We start from the raw sequence: 20,525 nt of genomic DNA on the forward strand, positions 1-20,525 counted from the left end.
CACCTCCAATTGATAAACATAATACTGCGTCCTGCCCCACCCATAAGGGCTTATATTACGGGATACTTTCTAAGTATATTAGTTAATCTCTTAATAAACCTTCTGTGCTTCTTCAAACAGCGCATGAATATTTTCCGGCGGTACATCCGGCATAATTGCCTCGTGGCTTGGGGAAATAATCAATCCTGTCGGGAAAATTTCGCGCAGTTCTTTTACTTTATTACGTACATCTTCCGGGCTGCCATGTACGAGCAGATCCTGAGTATCCACGCCTCCGCAGAAAGCTACCTGATCGCCAAATTTTTCTTTCAGCCCTCTTGGCTCCATTCCTGCTGCCAGCGCCTGGATTGGATGAACAATATCCACGCCCGCCCCAATCAGATCCGGAATTACATCCACGATAGAACCGCAGGAATGATAGATTACCTTTACACCGTAGCTGTGTGCCTGCTCTACAAGACGTTTGCATCCCGGGATAATAAACTGGCGTACCATGTCCGGTGATAACATGAGGCCTCTCTGGCTGCCCATATCGTTTCCAATCAGGACTGCATCCAGTTTACCCTTTGTTGCTTCAAAAAAGATCTTATTTGCCTTCAGATAGAATTCCATGACCTTTTCATTGACTGCTTCATAAATTTCAGGATTTGCAATCATATTCATAAGTGCAGTCTCCATGCCAAAAGCGGCACAGGTATCCTGGAAATGAGCCGACCAGAGGATTCCCAGTCTCACTTTTCCTTCCGGAGCTGCCTCGACACGGCGTAAACACTCTTCGGGATCAATGTATTTTTCGGGATCCGGCCATTCAAAGAAGTCCAGATCTTCCAGCTCCTCGGCATCCTTAAAACATCCGTCTGCCGTCAGGGTCCGGTCCTCCGCATCTACATCGCCATCCATATACCAGTCAAATGCGGCATAGATCGCGCTTGCGGTCGGTGATTTGTACGGAACTTCCACTGCATAGAAATCATCTCCAACCGCCAGTTTTAACTCATGCATGTCTTTAACGCCATAATACTCAAATAATGCCGGCTGTGAAAATATATCCGGCATGCCAAGCCATGCAGCCGGGCGGTCTACCGGTTTTCTCTCAACTGTTGCCAAAAAACGTTCTTTACTGTTCATCTGCCTCTCCTCTTTCACAGGTCAGGCGGAGGTTGATATACCATCCTCCGCCCGACCGTTATCTGCTATTTCATATCTACTAACTCTTGCTTACCACTGGCATGGAAGGAAATCTTCTACATTGTCAGCACTGATGATATCTGTTCCGATGTAAGCAACTCTCGGAATTTCTTCGCCGTTGAAGTACTCGGACATTGTTCTTACTACAAGACCTGCATCTGCCTGGCAGGACTGGTAGCTTGCATACTTCAGCTGTCCGCTCTGGATCAGCTCTGCGCCCTGTTTGGAGATACCAGCTGCTACAATGATGATATCTTCACGTCCTGCTGCCTTACAAGCCTCTGTTGCACCGATTGCCTGGTCAGAATCGTCTGCAAGCACGATTGCGTTCAGGTCGTCGCCATATTTTGTAATCCAGTCAGATACTACCTGTTTTACAGCGGAAGCCTCAAATCCTGGTGACTGTACGTCAAGAGATTTGATGTCAGGATATTCTTCTGCTAATGTGGACATAGGTCCGAATGTACGTGCATAGTATGGTGATGTTCCTACATTGTGTGTGATGTAGCAAACTCCGCCTTTTCCGCCAAGCTCTTCACCAAGCTTGCTTGCCAGGTTTCTCATCTGATACCAGTCGTTCGGGCCTGTGTAAGCCAGAATATTGTTCATGGCATCTGCCTCTGGAAGTGTGTTGCTGCAGAATGCAGGGATGCCTGCTTTTGTAATCTTCTTGAACTGCTGTCCGGCGTGGTCAGCACTTACCGGGATTACTACGATTGCATCCGGGCTCTCATTGATTGCCTGGTCAACATATCCGTCCTGTGTAGACTGATCCCAGTTAGGATCGTATACATCACATGTCATGCCGACTGCTTCACAAGCTTCCTCAAAAGCTTCCTGATAGCAGGTTGTCCATGCATGAGCTCCGTGTACGATTACGATGACGTGTTTACCCTTCTGTCCGTCAGCCGGAGATTCCGGGAATTTTGCATCATTTGAATCATCCCAGTCAAGGTACTCATAGTAGTGCCATTTGTTTATGTCGCTGTCATCAAGTTTTTCCAGTTCTTCTGCATCGCCCTTTGCTTCCGGAACATCGAATGTGGTTCCCTCTTCCAGCAGTGGATGATTGTCTGTTGTTTTGAGCTCCTCAATTGCTTTTGCTAAAAGGTCTTTGGATTCTGCCAGGTTATCCCCGCCGCCGCTGGAATCCTCTGTTTTCGTGTCTGCTTTTGAATCAGATTCTTTGGAGTCACTTCCGCAACCTGTGAGGCTTACTGCACTTACCAGCATAAGCCCGCTGAGCAATACTGCTACATACTTTTTGAACATTTTTCTTCCTCCTTTTATTTTCCTTGGGTTTCTTATTAAAAACATGTCCCGCATGCTTCTAATCTGAGTTAAGCTGAACCTGCGATTATTCTGATAGAAAGATCTTGCCTATGAAGCCTTGCCCAGCTCCTTCATGGCCTCTTTATGCAGGTTCGGCCTTGTACCTACTGTCTTGTTTCTGTTATACAGTGCGATAGTCTCATATACAATACATCCGATCAGGATCGCTGCAATGACAAGCACCTGTATCTCTGTTTTCTTGAAAATAGCTTTCAGAAGTGCAATGGCTACCAGGGATACCCAGGTCCACACAACGCTTCCTTTTCCTCCGTTGATAGCAGTACCGCCGATAATGGTTGCCGTCAGCGCGATCATCAGGGGGCTGATTCCCTTCTCACCCATTGTAATACCTGCTGTTCCTGAGTAGATACCATTTAACGCTCCACCCAGTGCACAAGCTGCAGAAGAAATTACAAATGCAAGTGTTGTTACACGGTCACTCTTAATACCTGCCAGCCATGCTGTCTCCAGGTTACCGCCGATCATATATACATTCCGCCCGAATCTTGTGTAGCGCAGAACAATCATAACAATAAAGACAACGATTGTTGTGATCAGAAAATATGTTGAAAACGGCAGGAACGGAACCAGGTTTTCATTCAGGACATCGCTGAATGCATAATCTTTTCCGATACTCAGTTCTTCACCGCCTGTGTAAATGTACATGGATCCCTTCAATACAAACTGCATACCCAGTGTTGCGATAAAGGAGTGGATCTTCAGCTTCGTAACAAGGAAACCGTTAATGCATCCCACTAAGACTCCGACCAGTGTTGCAATCAGGATGCAGACAACCCACGGAAGACCAGGTTTGTCGTGCAGTCCCAGACAAAGCAGCGCTGCAAATGTGGACATATACATGATCGTCAGATCCATATGTCCTGCAATCATACATGTTGTAAATCCTAAGCCCAGCCAGATAACAAGGCTTCCGTTTCCTGTAGCGGCACTAATGTTGTACATGGTATAGAAGTTATCTACAAAAAGACCAATAATCAATATCAGAGCCAGGAAAAGATAAGATCTGTTTGCATTAATAAAATTTGCATTAAGTTTAAATTTCTTATTTTTCATTATGCTCTACCCAACTTTCTGTTAGAATAAGTATTCAGCCATACGATAAACAGGAATACAAGACCCTGTACCAGATATTTCTCATAGGTTCCAAGACCGATCCATGAAAGGATGTTGTTAAGGATACCGTAGGCGATTACACCTCCAAATGTTCCAACTACTGAACCTTTACCTCCGTTTAAGAGGCATCCGCCCAACAGTACGGCTGTCAGACAGGAGAAGTCATATCCTGTACCGTTTTCGTAGGATGCTGTCTTACGCAGTGCTGCGAAGAAGATACCTCCGATGGATGCACAGACACCGTTGATGATATAAGCGGTAATCAGTGTTTTTGCACAATTGATACCTGAGAATTTTGCTACTTCATAGTTCGTACCGATGATTTTCAGTTTCTGGCCAAATTTTGTCTTGGCGTGAATAAACCATGCGATGATCATGATTACGATCATAACGATCGCCATCAGGGAAATGTACTTTCCGATATAAGTTCTGGCAATAGAGAAGAATGTATTTGCAGCGTTCTGTGCAAATTCCGTATCCTTTGCCACTTTATCTGCATAGAGCTGTTTTCCTTCCCATACAACACGTACGATACCGGACAACAGAAGGTTGAAGCCCCATGTCCAGATGATTGGGTTGGCTCTGAGCTTACCGATCATGAAACCATTGATAAAACCGATGATCACACCGGATAATATACCGATCAGCATCGCAACCGGGAAACCGAAGTTAATGGTCTGCACCGTCATCATACCGCCCACAGCCATGGTAAGCGGAATGGACATATCGGTCATATTGCCGGAATATGTAATGAAAATAAGTCCCGCACTGACCATACCGATCAGCGCAACCGCCTCCAGAATGGACTGGATATTGCTGGCGGCGAAGAATGTACCCTTTGATACAATCATACCTATAATAATCAACGCAACTACAACAACGTAAATACCTAGCTTATTGAATATAAGACTGAACTTGTTGATTTCTTCTTTTCGTGTATCTACTTTTGGCGCGCTTGGATTTGGATTTTTATTTATTTGTTCTGACATGATACGTACTCACCCTCCCCATTAGCTGCAATCAACAGTGAATTCTCATTGATACCTTCTTTTGGAATCTCGCCGATAATATGGCCTTCTCTCAGGATTACCGCGCGGTCGCAAAGTCCTACAACCTCCGGCAAGTCACTGGAAAGCAGGATACAGGCATTGCCCTGTGAAACAAATCGCTTAACCGCATCATGGATAACCTGTTTTGCATTGACATCAACGCCTCGGGTAGGTTCATCCAGGATCAGGATGTCAACATCTGCCGCCAGCCATTTTGCCATCAGGACTTTCTGCTGGTTACCGCCGGAGAAGCTGTTTACCTGTCTGTCTCTGTCTGCCGGATAAACGCTCATCTCGTTAATCTTTTCGTCTATAAGGCCGTACTGTTTCTTGCCGTCATAGATAATGCCGGGGCCGCATCTGTCAATAATACATGACGTAACATTGTCTGCAACCGTCTGAGGAAGTGCAAGGCCTACGACCTTTCTGTCCTCTGTCAGGTAACCGATTCCACCCTTAATGGCTTCTCCAAGATCTTTGAAATGAACCTCTTTTCCATGGATGTATTCTTTTCCGCAGTCAACCTTGTCAACGCCTGTCAGTCCTCTTGCAATCTCGGTACGTCCTGAACCTGCAAGTCCGCAAATAGCAAGAACCTCCCCTTTGTGGAGATCGAAGTTCACATGATGGTAAAATCCCCATCTTGTAAAATCTTCGACTTTCAGTACCACTTCATCGGTAACCATGCTCTTATGGTCCGCATAGAAGCTCTTTACAGGCTCACCGACCATGCACTCTACCAGCTGTTCCGTATTGGTCTCGGAGATCGGGAAAGAATCAACCAGCTTACCATCTCTCATAACCGTAACCATGTCTGCAATCTCAAAGATTTCACTTAAGTGATGAGAAATATATACGATTGCCAGTCCCTGTTTCTGAAGATTTCTTACAATCTCAAACAGCTTATTTACTTCTTCGCTTGACAGCGCGGAAGTCGGCTCGTCCATAACCAGGATCTTCGGTTCGGAACCGAGCACCTTTGCAATCTCAACCAGCTGTGCATCACACTGGCTGATCTCGGATACATCCAGCGTCGGATCCAGATCATCCAGACCTACCCGGCTTAGCAGTTTCTTCGCTTCCTCGATTGCTTTCTTCTTGTCAATGAACAGTGCGTTCTTTTTGGGAAGGCGCCCAACAAGAAGGTTCTCATAAATAGAAATCCTCCGTGCCAGTGATAACTCCTGGTACACCATTCCTATCCCGTACTCTTTTGCAAGATTCGGTGTGTGGAGATTTCGCTTCTCCCCATTGATGTAGATCTCTCCGGTATAATCATTGAAAAGACCCGCAAGCATTTTCATCAAAGTGGATTTACCCGCTCCGTTTTCCCCCATGAGGGCATGAACTTCCCCCGCTCTCACCCGGAAATCGACCTTATCAACAGCCAATGTACCGGGAAATCTCTTGGATACGCTGCGCATATCCAGTGCATACGCTTCATTTTTTGATGCGTTACCCATGCTGATTAACTCCTTTCGTGTTGCTATTTATTGATTTCACCGCCGGCAAACCCTAAAACGTAGCTGTGACGCTTTACTTTGGCAGTATCCAGCAGATTCTGATACCATTCTTCATAAGCATCTGTGCGCATATCTTCCTCCGCTTTTACCTGCCACGCCTCAGCACCCGAGCCGGCGTAATAAACCACATGAAAACCGCCTTCCGTGTATATGACACTGCAGTCTCCAGGCTTACGCCCATCGTCAAACACCCATTTATCAATTGCATCATCCAGATTATCTCTGGTCAGATTTTCAAAATTTCCGTCTGCCTCAGATAAAGATTCATTTTCTGAAGCAAGCGCCCCGAAGCTTTCCTCTGTTTTGTTTCCTTTTTCCCATGTCTCCAGCAGCTCTTCCGCTTTTGCACAGGAATCTTCATATAACTGGTTCACTTTATCATCATAATCTTCTGAACTGCCATCCTCCAATGCTGCATCCACCGGAAAACAGATGTCTATAATATCAGCCGTCGGATAGCTGCTCTCGTTCCTGCTGTGGAACACCATCACATAGTATCCGGAACCATCATCAATCACATTTGCATCGCCGTCTTTTCGTTCTGGTGAAAAAAGCCATTCCCCATAGGAAAAGTTCGGATCATAGTAGGCATCGTCAAAAGCATAATAGGTTCCATAGTCTTCAAACTCACTGCTGGCTTCCTTCAGATCCCCACCCTTTTCTACTTTGTCGAAGATCTTCTGTGCTATGGAAAAAGCATTCTGCTTTTCTTCCTCTGTCGGCTCTGTATCAATATCACTGGCCTTCACATAAAACCTTTCATAATTGACAAAAGTATATTCCGGAAGGTGTTCCTCATAATACGCTTTTATCTCATCTTCGCTGAAACGAAAGTCAGCCTTGATCTGGTCACTGTATTCAGCCGCTAGATGGGAATAGGTAAGATGCTTCCCGTAGAGCTTTTCTGACATTTTGCTGCCGTATATATTTTCCAAATACTTGTCTGTACTGATTCCGGCATCATCAGCTCTGCTTTTTATGTCTTCCAGTGCAGTATCGATCTCTTCCTGCGCCTCACTGCTCAGTTCAAATCCTTCTTTCTCTGCCAGAGCAGCCGTCCTTAGAACGCTGGACATAGACTCCACGGTCTGATCCTCAAAATATTCGAACCAGGACTGATCATCGTCATAGGGCTGGTCTTTCAGAGATGTGCTGTCATCAAACATATACTCTCTGAACTCACTGTGTTCATCCAGATAAGAATTATAATAAGCATAGTAGTAATAGTTGAATTCACTCAGCTTATACCCTTTCCCGTCTATCGTGACCGCAGGAAGGATTCTGACCGGAGCACCGCTCTGAAAAAATAAAGCTGCAAGGATTCCGATAACGATCAGCACTCCCAGTACTACTGCAAAGATTGTGATCTGCCTGTTCTGGCGCTGCTTTTTTGCCTGCTGTTCCTGTTTCTTTGTGCCCCCGCTGTTGTTGATTTTTCTGCTCATAGCCACCTCTTATCAGCACAAAGGCCTCTTTATCTGTTATCCAAGGATCTCTTTTACTTTTTCTGCAAAGGCTTTCCCCAGTTTTTCGTGGTATTCCGCTTCCATATGTACCCCGTCCCTGACGGATGCCTTACCGTATTTGGACGCGTCTATAAAGTGCACTCCGTTTTCTTTTGCAAATGCCTCATATGCTTCTGCAAACTTTTCTGAACGCTCAACTGCGCCGTCTCCGAACATATCGAAGAATAGTGGAACATCCTTGTAAGACGGATCAATCAGGAGCGGAGATGCTAAAAGTACTTCCGGTCTGTTTCCTGCCATCGGCACCGTCTTCACCGCATTCAGATAGCGTCCGAAACCGAATGCTATCGTGTAAGGGTCCGCTCCGAATCTGGCCTTCAGATCGTTCGTCCCAAGCATCAGAATAATCAGGTCAAGAGGAGACTGTGAATCCAGGCAGGTCTCAAAATAAGTGATGCCGGAAAGTCTGTTTTCAACCGGATCATCGTGAACGGTGGTCCTTCCGTTATATCCTTCTTCAATCACCTGATACTCATTTCCCAGTTCAGCCGCCAGAATCCCTGTCCACCTGACATCGTCCGGGTGTCTGGTCCCTTCAGCCGGAACGGCTCCCCAGGTGTTGGAATCCCCGAAACAAAGTATTCTCTTTTTCATACTGCTGTTTCCTCCTTAATTACTTCAAGTATGCCCCGGCGGAGAGCCGCACGTCATGCTCGGCATGCACAATACCTAAGCTCGCCTCTCCCTCCGCCAGAGGCTTATTTACTAGTTAAATAAATTTCTTTCTTGCTTCATATAAAGCTATGATATTTTCCACAGGAACGTCGCCCTCAAAATCCTGGCTCGGCCCCAGAATATATCCTCCATCCACATTCATCGTCCTGATGATGTATTCCGTCTCCGCCCTGACCTCCTCCGGTGACCCGAAAGGCAGCAGGTTCTGTGTGTCCACACCGCCCTGAAAGCAGAGCTTGTGTCCGTATTCCCGCTTTAATGAATCGACTTCCATTCCCTTAACCTTCTGAATTGGCTCCAGTCCGTCAACCCCGCATGCAATCAGGTTCGGAATGATCTTCCTGACCGCCCCGCAGGAATGCTGCAAGTAAAAACAGTTATATTTATGTGCCAGCTGAACCAGCTTTTTCGTATTCTCCGCAAAGTATTCATCCCACATCTTTGGGCTGAACAGCAGACTGATCTGCGTCCCATAATCATCACAGGGCCGGATCAGGTCAATCGCCCCATCCCCTGCTTCCAGCATCCTCTCATACATCTCCATGTAAAACTGGCTGTAACGGTTCAGCATTGCCTTTACCATCCCCGGATCCTCCGCCATCAGCATATAGAAAGATTCCGCGGGATACAGATCCAGAAATACCTGATAAGGCCCAGGCCATCCGATCCGGATTGCTTTATCCTGATGCCGGCCGCAGAAACGCTTCACAGCCTCATAGTCAAAGTGATCGGGATTGGGCCAGTTTCTGAAGGCCATGAGGTCTTCCATTGTCTCAACATGTTCAAGAGGCCTTTTGATGGTATGGCTGTTATACTCCACACCGTTCCATTTTTCCACATACTGCTGTCCAAAAGGATGTGTATGCACTACCTCGCCTTTTGCGTTAACAAAATCCGGTATCTTAGGCCCGATATATGGTGGAAAATCCATTACCCTTGTGTCAATCTCCAGGATATCCATAACCTCATCTGCCGTCTCAACCTGAAAGTAATGCTGCATCTTCTCCCATGCAGTCTCAACAGCCTGCATCGTTGCAGGGACACGGTCCGGAGTCTTGTGCTCAAAAGCTGCCCTCACACGCTCCTTACTATTCAATTGATATCCCTCCCTCAGAGTTCCTCTTCTTGTTAAGCTCATTATAATTCTGAGGGAGTTTAAAATCAATTTAAATTTAATTTTAAATTTAAACGTTTAAATCATTTTGCATAGTCCCCTGCAACACGCATCGCAATCTTCTCCCATTTAAACAGCCGCTGTGGATCATGTCTTACGGTTGAGATATCTTTGAAGATAAGTTCCACATGGCACTGCCCCTCTGTCAGCTCCATAAACTCTCTGATTTCTTTCTCAGCCTGGGCCTCATCAAACATATTGCCCGCAACGATGGCCGGGTTCGGCTTTCTGCTCATGACATAGTCCGTCCCAACCTCACGAATGATCTTTTCACTGTTACACCAGGGTGATACGGATATCTTACGCAGATTGGGTATTTTTCTAAGCATGGAAACCTTCAGGTCCAGCGGTTCACAGCATCCGTAATAGGTAAGGCCAAACCGCCTGAGCCACTTCAAATCATGTTCAACTGCGAATTCCCAGTGCATCTCAGGAGATACGGTTGAGAATATCTGTGCATTGGAACATCCCCACATGTTCTTTGCAAGTATGTGTTCCGGATTAAAATCCTCACCGGGAAGCTCGGTTGTATACCCGTAACCGCCTGAACCTACCCGGGTGTTATTGCAGTCCAGTGATAACAGGTTCTGCTCTTCAAACTGATCCAGCTCCACCATCCATGCCTGTACCATTTTTTCATAGATGTCATGTACCATATCCGGCCTCATGACCAGATCCATAATCGCTTCCTGCACGCCCCACCAACGGATCAGGTAATCCCACGGCGTATACCATATGTGGGTCTGCCCCACCTTTTTGACAGGGATTATTCCCGCAAATACATCCTGCATTGCATCATAGGAATACTGCGTAGCCCTTTCATAATGGGTGATCACCGGCATCTTGATCTTTTCAATGTCTTCCGGCTCCTGGATCTGAATCTTAAAATGCCTGGAATAGATCTCATTTTCCTGATCCGTATACGCGGCATCCACGTCTTCCACAATACCAAAATCCGTGGAGTGGATCGCCAGCGGACATTCGATATAGGGGTTCACCACCATATCTCCGGGGAAATGGTTCCACTGGAAAATTGTCTTTTTCAGCGTGTCCTCCAGATTTCTCGCCCATGGATGTGTGCACTTCAGGGTCAGCTCATCGTTTACATTCATCTCATGCCATGGAATCTCATTGATCCATACCATTGGTTTTACCGATTTTTTGTCATTCAAAAGCGTCCAGTTTCTGGCATTCTCTTCATTTCTTTTATCGCCTGAGATCTCCGCAATCCTCTCTCCCAGTGTTTTTAAGATATCTTTGTCCTTCTGTGTAAGTATAATTTCTTTCTCCTCCGGAATCACCGGTTTGTGTGACGGATCATGCAGCATACTTTTTTTCCTCCTTTACTATATACCTGCAGGCTCCCAAAGAACCGGGACCTGCAGATTCTTCCAGATTTTTACTCTCTTTTTTCCATCCTAACACTCCATGAAAAAAGCCACAACGCTCTGTTGTGGCTTTATGGTTGCTCAATGTGACATTTTTTGTATTCACCGGGAGTGACTTCCATATATTTTTTAAATGCTCTGGAAAATGTCTTGGAATCACTGTATCCGCAGAGGGCAGCAGCCTCACTCACTGTCCTGCCCCCAAGCAGAGCCTGGGCTCCCACACTCATTTTCCTGGTATAGATAAACTGGCTCGGGCACATGCCGAATATCTCTTTAAACCGCCTTGTAAAATAAGACCGTTCCATACCCGCACACTCTGCCAGCTCCTGCACCCCCGGATTCTCAGCAATGTGCTCATCAATATACTTCAGCACACGCTTCATGCGCCGGCTGCTCGTGCGGTAGATTGGCAGCCTCTCATTGATCCGCTTCAAAAAGATATCGAACAGCCTGGACACGTCCTGAAAACAGGCGGGATCACGCTGCAGGAGCCGAATGCTGTGAAGCAGATAATACAATTCTTCATCCGAACGAATTTCAATGCAGGTAAAATTCATAGCCAGGGAGATATCCATCTCCACATGAAACCAGAGTACTTCCAGCGGGTCGTCCAGGTCATGCCGCAGAGAATAGGGCTGCATCACGGGTAGTACATAAAAACACCCCTTTTCCAGCTGCACCTCCTTTTCCCCCTGCCGGAACCAGGCCTTTCCCCCGCAGACATAATACATGCGGTAAAATGCGGCGCATTCATCCGTCATGCCCCAGTCCGGAGGGCACAACGTATACTCATTTTGTATAATCTTAAACTCGAAATGCACGGTGCGCCTCCTTTGTAACAGGTTAGTCCATACCTGCCTGAACCGTTAACTTCATTTTTAAAACGTTTAACTTTATCTTAAATTCCGTTTGACTTTTTTATTTACTTATGACAATATTATTATAAAATTTGGAGAAAAGCAAGGAGGGATTCTTATGGCAACATTAAAAGATGTTGCGGAAAAAGCGGGCGTTTCGATTGCGACCGTCTCAAACTGTATTAATAATACGAAAACCGTAAAACCCGCTACCCGGGCAAAGATCATGCAGATCATTGAAGAATTAAACTATATTCCCAATGCATCCGCTAAGAGCCTCAAATCTGAGGCATCCAGAGAGATCGGAGTTGTATTCCCTGATATTGATGACTCCTGCCATGCCGATATTCTGAAGGGAATCATCTCCAGCGCAGAGAACATGGATTATACGTTAAATATATCCTTTTCTTATCACACGCCAAAACTGGAGCGCAAGATCATAGACCAGCTCATCGGCAGAAATGTAGCCGGTATCATTCTTATTACATGCCAGCCCCAGAATGCAGACTATTTTCAGAACAGCATTGTCAGGCACAACATTCCAACCGTATTTATCGATCATTTTCCCGATAATATAGACGCAAACTTTCTGGCATTTGACAATTACAATTCCTGTTACTATCTTACGAAAAAGCTGATTGAAAACGGATATCACAATATTGACCTCATGATCGGACACAGTGATTACTTTTCTGAACGTGAATGTGTCCGGGGATTTACCGATGCCCACGATGACCTGGAACTGGAATTTGACGCCGATCAGATCATTGAGACGCGCTTTACAAAAGAATCCTCTTTCCGAAAGGCCATGTTTAATATCGTAGAAAAACCGCCTCAGGCGATTATCACTTCGTCGCATCCACTGGCTAAAGGGGTGATTGAGGCCTTTAATCTCTGTTCAATCAAAATACCAAAAGATACCTGTATCATCACTCTTGGAGAAGAATCCTGGAATGAGAGCAACTACCTGCCGAACCTGCTGCACACGTCCCGTACCGCTTACACGCTTGGCATCCGCAGCATTCAGGTTCTCATGAAGAATCTTCAGGAGTCGGCATTTTTTGAAAAGGAGTTCATGCTCTTCAAAGACAATGTGATAGGAAGCCATATCAAGATTCCCAAGGCTCCCATTCCCTACCACATCCCAAAGGCTCCCAAGAGGACACTGCGCATTATTGCCACCTCCATGCCAACTATCCTCTCATTATATGCAGTATCAAAAGAGTTTGAGAGGCAGCATGAGGTTAAGATAGAATTTGATTTTGTAAGCTACAGAGAACTGATCGAAACGATCGTTGCAGACAGTGCCAGGGAAAAAAGCAGATATGATGTATATATGTATGATATCTCATGGCTTACATATCTGGTAAATTTAAATGTACTCACAGACATAACCGAACTGATTACATCCAACGAGGTATTTTCTAGGCATCTTGTTCCAAAGAACCTGTCCAATGCATGCTATAAGGGACGGTATTACGGATTCCCTATCGTGGGCGGATCCCATATCCTGTTTTACAGAAAGGATTTATTTGAACAGCCGTCCATCCAGAACCAGTTTGAAACAAGGTACAATATGCCGCTGCGTCCTCCCAAAACCTGGAAAGAATTCAACGGCATTGCACAGTTTTTTACGAAAGAATTTAACCCCTATTCGCCGACTTTATACGGAACATCCGTCATCGGCAGCGTCAATGAAGAATTTGCCCTGGAGCTGCAGATACGTCTCTGGAGCTTCGGGGGCGGCCTGTATGACAGCGCCGGCCGCCTGAAACTGGATACGCCTCAGAATGTCAAGGCACTGCAGAGTCTTCTGGATACCGCCCGCTTTACGGAACACGGCATTTCGAACACCTCCATCAATTCCAGTTTCCAGGATTTTGGAAGCGGACGTACCGCCATGCTTCTTTCCTTTACAGAATACGGAACGCTGATTAACGACTGCCTGCACGGGGATATTATAACGAAAATCGATTACAGCATGCTCCCCGGTCAGACTCCGGCTAATGTAGGGTGGCATATGGGCATCAGCAAGACGACCCGCCATACAGAACTAATAGCAAACTACTTTAAGTGGATATCTCAGAAGAAAACAAGCTACTATATGACGACCTTAAACGGGCAGTCCACCGTACTTTACCCCTATGAGAACCAGGAGATTTTAAGGCTTTATCCCTGGATGAGACTGAACACAAAGTGCATCGAGAAATCCCGGAACCGGGTCTATCCGTTCCAGGCTCCCGACAGGATCGTTCCTCCGTATGAGATAGAGACGATCCTTCAGGACGTATGTATCCAGGCTTATCAAAAAGAACTTTCCCCGCAGGATGCCCTGCGAAAAGGGGAGAGCAGAATCCGGAAGCTGTTTCAGTAGAAGTGCCTCTTAAGCGTCCGGTACAGGAGCTCCGGTTCGATGGGCTTCGCAATATGGGCGTCCATCCCCGCTTCCTGGGATTTTGCAACATCCTCCTGGAACGCATTCGCAGTCATGGCTATAATCGGAACCTTGCCTGCCTGCGGATGTGTGCTGGACCGGATCGCCCGGGCCGCCTCATATCCGTCCATCAGCGGCATCTGAATGTCCATCAGAACGGCATCGTAATACCCCTCCGTTGATTCAGCAAAAGCCTCCAGAGCCTGGGCTCCGTCTGCGGTTGTCTCCACATGGATGCCCGTCATCTGCAGAATCTCCACGGCAATCTCCTGATTCAGCGCGTTGTCCTCGGCAAGTAGCACCCTGCGTCCACTGAAATCAAAGTCCTGCGCTGGATTATCTGCCGGCGCTTTTTCTTTGCCTTTTCCGGTAATGTCCAGCAATGTGTTGTAAAGAGACGACGCAAACAGCGGCTTCGCAAGAAACTTGTTCACACCTGCTTCCCGTGCTTCCTCCTCTATCTCTCCATAATCATATGCGGTGATAATAATAATCAGTGTATGATAGCCCACAATAGACCTGATTTTTCTGGCAACTTCCACGCCGCTGATCTCCGGCATCCTTAGATCAATAAAACAAATGTCATAATCCTCTCCGGCTTCGTGTGACTGCCGAATTTCCTCCACGATTTCCATGCTGTCCGTCACCCATTTTGCGTCAATTCCGAATTTCTGCAAAAGCAGTGATGCATACTGGCAGACATCCTGATCGTGATCGCCAATGAGCACTTTCAGCGTATCCAGCTCCGGATATTTCTCATAAGAACTGTCTGAATCTGCCAGGTCAAAGGGCAGCTCCACCGTGAATGTGGTTCCCGCATTTACCTTGCTTTTTACCGCAATCGTTCCCCCCAGAATTGTAACCAGGTTCTTTGTAATGGGCATTCCCAGTCCGGTTCCCTGCATATGGGAATATCCCTGCCTGCGTTCCTGTTCGAAAGGCTCGTACAGATGTTGTAGAAATCCTTCACTCATACCGGTTCCCGTATCGGATACGGTAAACCTCAGCCTGATCCGTCCCTTCTGTGAAAACAACTGCCTGACATCCAGCCTGACATGACCTCCCTCAGGCGTAAACTTTAGCGCATTTGATAAAAGATTGAGCAAAATCTGATTTACACGCATAGAATCTCCGATCAGCTCCTCATCCATCACTCCCTGTATGGATTCATCGAATTCAAGGCCCCTGTCGACCGCCTGCGGATGAATGATCGCAGTCACTGACTCCAGGAGACGCCCGAGATCAAACTTTTCATGGGAGACCGAAAGCCTTCCGTCTTCAATTTTAGACATATCCAGTATGTCATTGATCAGGGAAAGCAGATGCTTTGAGGAAAAACTGATTTTAGCAAGGCAGTCTTGTATTCTTTCTCTCTCTTCTATATGCGCCGCTGCAATTGTTGTCATCCCGATAATTGCATTCATCGGAGTCCTGATCTCATGAGACATTCTGGAGAGAAAATCTGATTTTGCCCGGTTTGCGTTTTCAGCAGAGCACAGAGCATCACTGAGCTGCTGAGCCTGGGCTTTCAGTTCTTTCTGCATCTCACGCAGCTCTTTTACGTCCGTGACATCAATGTAAATAAGCAGATATACGGGAAAGCCGCCAATCCAGTCCACACAATCCCCATTAATCTGCATCCAGGCAGTCTGGCCGTCCTTATTCAGCATCTTTGCCAGAAAATGTACATGTTCTCCTTTTTTTATACGGCTCATCTGGGACAAAATTACATCTCTGTTCATATCCAGATTCATCCTAAGAGTCTGTTCTGACATATCCCCGAATTCTCCGATCCCGAAAAATTCCTGGAATTTATCATTCGCCTCTAACAATTTCACATCCCGCTCTGTTTTCACCAAAAACTTTGCAGCAAATCCCGGGATGTTATGATATGTAATAGACTGTGTCTTTTCCATTTCAATCAGATCGTTGATGTCGGTGATGACCGTATAGGCAATCGGAATACCGTCAAGCACTTCCTCTGTAAAGCTGCCGTTCATCCTCACCCACTTATGCCCGCCGCCTTTTACCGGCATACGGGTAATAATACTGTACCCTTCTTTCCCTGCCTCTGCCGCCTCCATTACCGCCCCGCGGATCTTATTCAGTTCATCCTCATAATGATGGCTCGTATAATAGATATCCGGTCTGTTCCGGAACCTTGCCTGATACTCTTCTTTAGAATAACCGATCAGGTCATAATAAAAATCATTGGACCATACCATAGTATAATATTCATCCAGCAGGTGTTTGCTGACACTCACCTGCAGCGAACTCATAAGCATGATGTATTCTGCCTCTGACTTATTCTCTTTCAGGGGATTTTCCATTTCCGGCAGATATTCTTCCTCCCTTTCATTTCCATCTTCCATTTCATTACCTCCCTTCATCTATTCACTCAGAATTCCTTCTTTTTTGCCCGCGCTTATCCTGCTCTGATTTGTAAGGTGTAATATCGTGGCAGGCCAGCAGGCATGCCTCATCACTGCCCCATTTAATCATACAAGCATCCGCTATGGACCAGACATCCAGCACCGGGTTGTACACCTCCATTGTTTTGCTTCTTATACTCTTTATTCCTCTGACAGGGCATAGCTCACAGGGGCTTTCTCTATGAAAAAAAGCTTTATGGCAGCACATACCTGTCCGTGCATCAGGTACCGTATCCCTTGTTTTTGCATTAATGTAAAGAAGGCGGTAACTGTCAGGATCAATGACATAGATCCATGAATTCTGGTTGTCCAGTATCATATCCAAATTCTCGGCTGCCTCCAGAGCACGGTCCTGTGCCCTCTTCTTCAGCAGAAACGTGGATAAAAATTCTGCAATAAATTTAAGCGCATCAATCTGGTTTCTCGTCCACAGCCTCATGGCCAGGCAGTCGTCAAAGCCTACAAAACCTGCAAATCTGCCCTCGTCGCTCACCGCACACTGCAGCATGGACCGTATGTTTCTTTTATATAAAAACGGATGTTTTTTCTTTGAAAAGTCAGAAATATCCTGACAGTAAAAAATTCCATTCTCGTCAAAATTATTCTGATATTCACAGCCAAGATGCTTATATTCAATATTACGCAGCCCGCCGATCTCAGGTTCGATTCCTTCATTGCACCATTCGAAGGTATTCGTGCATCTCGTGCCGTCCACAGAATTTTCAAATATATAAACACGGCTGACATTATAGCGCATCCCGACCATCTCCAGAATCGACCTCACAGCCTCTTCAATATCTCCTGATTCATATAATTTCTGGAATGACTCAGGAACAATACTGTCTACACTGACCTCTTCTTCCCCATACGAATCGATCCGGGTGCCTGCCGCCGTACTCTGTTCTGTATTTAGTACGAATGATTTCTGCATCACTGCTGCATCATAAAATGCATAACCGTTCTTGCCGCTCTGCTTAGCATGGTACAGCGCCCTGTCACACTTCTGGAAGAGATTCTGAAAGTCCAGTCCATCCTCTGGAAATAATGCAATACCAATACTGCATGTCAGACTCAGGTCAGAGAGTTTATCATGATAGATACTTTTCAATACCCGGATAATCTTCTCCGCCTTTTTATGCAGGAATTCTCCTTTTGTATTGTATTCCAGAAAAACCAGGAATTCGTCCCCTCCAAAACGGGCAATGATATCTCCTCCCCTGAAAATATCCTTGATCTTAGCGGCTGCTTCTGCGAGAACAGCGTCTCCAAACATATGCCCCATAGAATCATTCACCTGTTTAAAATTATCCAGATCAATAATCATAAGTGCAAACTTCGTTCTTTTTACAGACGATCCCCCTCCTGCAAGACCGCAGTCCGAAGAATTCGTCTGGGTATAACCTGCTTCCTCTGCCCACTCCAGGCGGCGTCTGATCTTCCCAACCGCCGTATCTTTATTGAATACTTTTGTCAGCGAATCCATCTGCACTTTCGCAGACAGCTCTTTTATCTGGCGCTTCTCACCGTCTATATCTATAATGACACCGATCACCCTGACAGGCTTTTTCTCCTCATTAAACTGGGTAGTCACGCGTATCCTGCACCAGAGGTACTTTCCCTGTGCATTGGCAATTCTCACTTCAGTTTCACCATACGGAATTCCAGCAGAAGCGCTTTTCATCAGCTCAAGAAGTGCAGGCAGGTCTTCCGGAAAGATATGGGAAGCTTTCTGGATTTCAGCGAAGATATTTTTTGACAGAGGCTTATAACCGAACTTTTTCTCCCAATTTGAGGAATAACTAATTGTATGCTTTTCGAGATCCCCCTCAAAGGTGATATCATTCGTCTGATTCATAATAATGCGGTAACGCTCCATTGAAAGAGCCATCTGCTCCTGAACTTTTTTAATCCCACTGATATCCGTAAGGATACAATTCACATATTCTATCCCGTCCGCACCCACAATCAGCCGGCATTTTTCCAGAACCCACAGCGCAGCGCCTTCCCTTGTCAAAATCCGATACTCCAGCGTCTGTGCTCTCCCCTCAGACAACTGTTCCCTGTAATGCCTATGTACTGCAGGCTGGTCTTTTGGATGGATCATCTCAATATACCGGTCATGAAACTTCTCTTTAATTTCTTTTCTGGTGTAACCAAATAACGAAATAATCCCGTGATTCAGGTATGTAGTCGTAAACCATTGGTCATTCATACACTGCAGAATACCAGCGGGAAGGTTCTCCGTCATAAGATCGTGTCCGGATTGCCCCTCCACCTTTTCATCTATTTCTTCCGGATCTTCCCTTTCCCATATAATCAGTACTTTATGTTGTTTGGGACTCTCGATATTCACTCGCAGGGAAGTTGCTTTATACCAGATATATTCTCCGGATTCACGGTGCAGAACCCGATAGCTGCGGGTTCGTTTGATCAGCCCGTGCTTAAAAAAGTTCTCCATATATTCACCCAGGATTCCTTCAACAAGAGGACGGTCATCCGGGTATATTGCATGATCTATAAAATTACTCAGCGATTCTTCAAAGGTACTGCCGGATCTAAGATCCTGAAAGTCCTCGTTTTGCTGATAAACCAGATGATAGACCCCGCTGTCCATATCAAGTTCAACCACTGTCGAATCCAGGTGTCTGAGCAAGGCAAAATATTTCATCTGCTCCAATTTTGGTGCATTTTCCTGATCTGTATGCAGTACAGGATCCAGGGTGTCCTGGTATTTAAATGCAGTGCCCGGAAGATTACCGTCCGCATATTCACGGGTCAGCCGGAAGAACTTAATCCGCACATTCTTGAGGCATTCCAGCAGCTTTGGAGAGAACATTCCGCACTCCCCATTGAGTATCATATTCAACGCCTGCTCCGGCTGAATGGCTTTTTTATATACCCGGTCTGTAGTCAAAGCATCATAAGCATCGGCGATCACCACTGCCTGCGCATAAACCGGGGTATTGTCGCCGATCAGCCCATCGGGATATCCTTTTCCGTCCCAGCGTTCATGGTGATAGCGGCAGATATTATATGCATACTTCAGATACTCCTCATCCCCCATTCTGCCCAGACTTGAAAGAATCTCACACCCCTTAACCGTATGCTTCTTCATGATTTCAAACTCTTCGTCTGTAAGACGGCCCGGTTTATTCAAAATGGTGTCAGCAATTGCTATTTTACCAATATCATGGAGCGCCGCCGCTTCTGCAATGACCTGAATTGCCCTTTCGTTCAGCTCGTATTCCGGGCAGGAATACATGACATCTTCCAGAAGCACCCCTGTAAACTTGCGGATTCGCAAAACATGCTGCCCAGTCTCCGCGCTTCTGTGCTCAATTATGGAAGAAAGGGTGTCCATGATTACATCCCTCGATTCCCTCACTTTCATTGTCTGTTCTTGCAGCATTTCTTCCAGATGCATCTTATGACGGTTCAGTTCTACTGCATTACGTACCCTTCTTCTGACAACATGGGGTTCAAATGGCTTAATAATAATATCAGACGCTCCCATATCAAAGGCACGTACTTCGTTTTCCATAGAATCCTCGGAAGTTATAATAATAACAGGAATATTAGTCATAAGACCATTCTGTCCCATTTCCTGCATAACCTGAAATCCATCTTTTACAGGCATGACCACATCCAGCAGGACAGCAGCCAGAGATTCCCTGTACTGTTTTATCAGCATCAGAGCCTGTTCTCCATTTTCCGCTTCCAGCAGATTATATTCCTGCTCGAACAGTACATGGAGAATCGCACGGTTCACTTCCATATCATCTACTATTAAAATGGTGTCCCGGTTCATTC

The 20,525-nt window shown here is 46.0% G+C and carries 13 protein-coding genes; 1 reads left to right on the plus strand and 12 read right to left on the minus strand.

The window, feature by feature from the left end; all coding sequences use genetic code 11:
* Positions 1–90 precede the first annotated feature (90 nt).
* From GKG43_RS11800 to GKG43_RS11845, 10 genes are all read right to left on the minus strand, one after another.
* Positions 91–1,128, minus strand: a complete 1,038-nt coding sequence (locus GKG43_RS11800) for a uroporphyrinogen decarboxylase family protein (RefSeq protein WP_055152887.1) — start codon at positions 1,126–1,128, stop codon at positions 91–93.
* Between the two features lie 90 nt (positions 1,129–1,218).
* On the minus strand, positions 1,219–2,460 hold the full coding sequence (locus tag GKG43_RS11805) for a sugar ABC transporter substrate-binding protein (protein ID WP_242857574.1): 1,242 nt from the start codon (positions 2,458–2,460) through the stop codon (positions 1,219–1,221).
* 108 nt (positions 2,461–2,568) lie between these two features.
* Entirely contained in the window at positions 2,569–3,594 is a 1,026-nt protein-coding gene (locus tag GKG43_RS11810; RefSeq protein WP_050639179.1) for an ABC transporter permease, read from the minus strand.
* Positions 3,594–4,643, minus strand: a complete 1,050-nt coding sequence (locus tag GKG43_RS11815) for an ABC transporter permease (protein WP_050639180.1) — start codon at positions 4,641–4,643, stop codon at positions 3,594–3,596. The genes GKG43_RS11810 and GKG43_RS11815 overlap by 1 nt, the downstream gene beginning before the upstream one ends.
* The gene (locus tag GKG43_RS11820) at positions 4,628–6,166 is read right to left on the minus strand and encodes a sugar ABC transporter ATP-binding protein (RefSeq protein ID WP_070102397.1); all 1,539 of its coding nucleotides are present in this window, start codon (positions 6,164–6,166) and stop codon (positions 4,628–4,630) included. Before GKG43_RS11820 ends, GKG43_RS11815 begins: the two co-directional genes overlap by 16 nt.
* Positions 6,167–6,189: 23 nt before the next feature.
* On the minus strand, positions 6,190–7,671 hold the full coding sequence (locus GKG43_RS11825; protein WP_055152883.1) for a peptidylprolyl isomerase: 1,482 nt from the start codon (positions 7,669–7,671) through the stop codon (positions 6,190–6,192).
* Positions 7,672–7,707: 36 nt separating this feature from the next.
* Positions 7,708–8,346 (minus strand): SGNH/GDSL hydrolase family protein, encoded by a 639-nt coding sequence (locus GKG43_RS11830; protein WP_050639182.1) that lies wholly within the window; start codon positions 8,344–8,346, stop codon positions 7,708–7,710.
* Positions 8,347–8,461: 115 nt separating this feature from the next.
* Entirely contained in the window at positions 8,462–9,523 is a 1,062-nt protein-coding gene (locus GKG43_RS11835; RefSeq protein ID WP_050639183.1) for a uroporphyrinogen decarboxylase family protein, read from the minus strand.
* 101 nt (positions 9,524–9,624) lie between these two features.
* Positions 9,625–10,929: a hypothetical protein gene (locus GKG43_RS11840; RefSeq protein WP_050639184.1), complete on the minus strand. Its 1,305-nt coding sequence runs from the start codon at positions 10,927–10,929 to the stop codon at positions 9,625–9,627.
* 131 nt (positions 10,930–11,060) lie between these two features.
* Positions 11,061–11,813 carry an AraC family transcriptional regulator gene (locus GKG43_RS11845; RefSeq protein ID WP_050639185.1) on the minus strand — a complete coding sequence of 251 codons (753 nt, stop codon included), beginning with the start codon at positions 11,811–11,813 and terminating at the stop codon, positions 11,061–11,063.
* 154 nt (positions 11,814–11,967) lie between these two features.
* On the opposite strand from GKG43_RS11845, the gene GKG43_RS11850 reads away from it, so the two are divergent.
* Positions 11,968–14,223 (plus strand): extracellular solute-binding protein, encoded by a 2,256-nt coding sequence (locus GKG43_RS11850; protein WP_050639186.1) that lies wholly within the window; start codon positions 11,968–11,970, stop codon positions 14,221–14,223.
* Here the strand turns inward: GKG43_RS11850 and GKG43_RS11855 are convergent.
* Positions 14,217–16,655: a response regulator gene (locus GKG43_RS11855; RefSeq protein ID WP_055152882.1), complete on the minus strand. Its 2,439-nt coding sequence runs from the start codon at positions 16,653–16,655 to the stop codon at positions 14,217–14,219. The genes GKG43_RS11850 and GKG43_RS11855 overlap by 7 nt on opposite strands.
* 22 nt (positions 16,656–16,677) lie before the next feature.
* Entirely contained in the window at positions 16,678–20,523 is a 3,846-nt protein-coding gene (locus GKG43_RS11860) for a diguanylate cyclase (protein WP_129879126.1), read from the minus strand.
* Between the last annotated feature and the right edge of the window lie 2 nt (positions 20,524–20,525).

Source organism: Eubacterium sp. BIOML-A2, assembly GCF_009680135.1.
GTDB classification, from domain to species: domain Bacteria; phylum Bacillota; class Clostridia; order Lachnospirales; family Lachnospiraceae; genus Faecalicatena; species Faecalicatena contortus_B.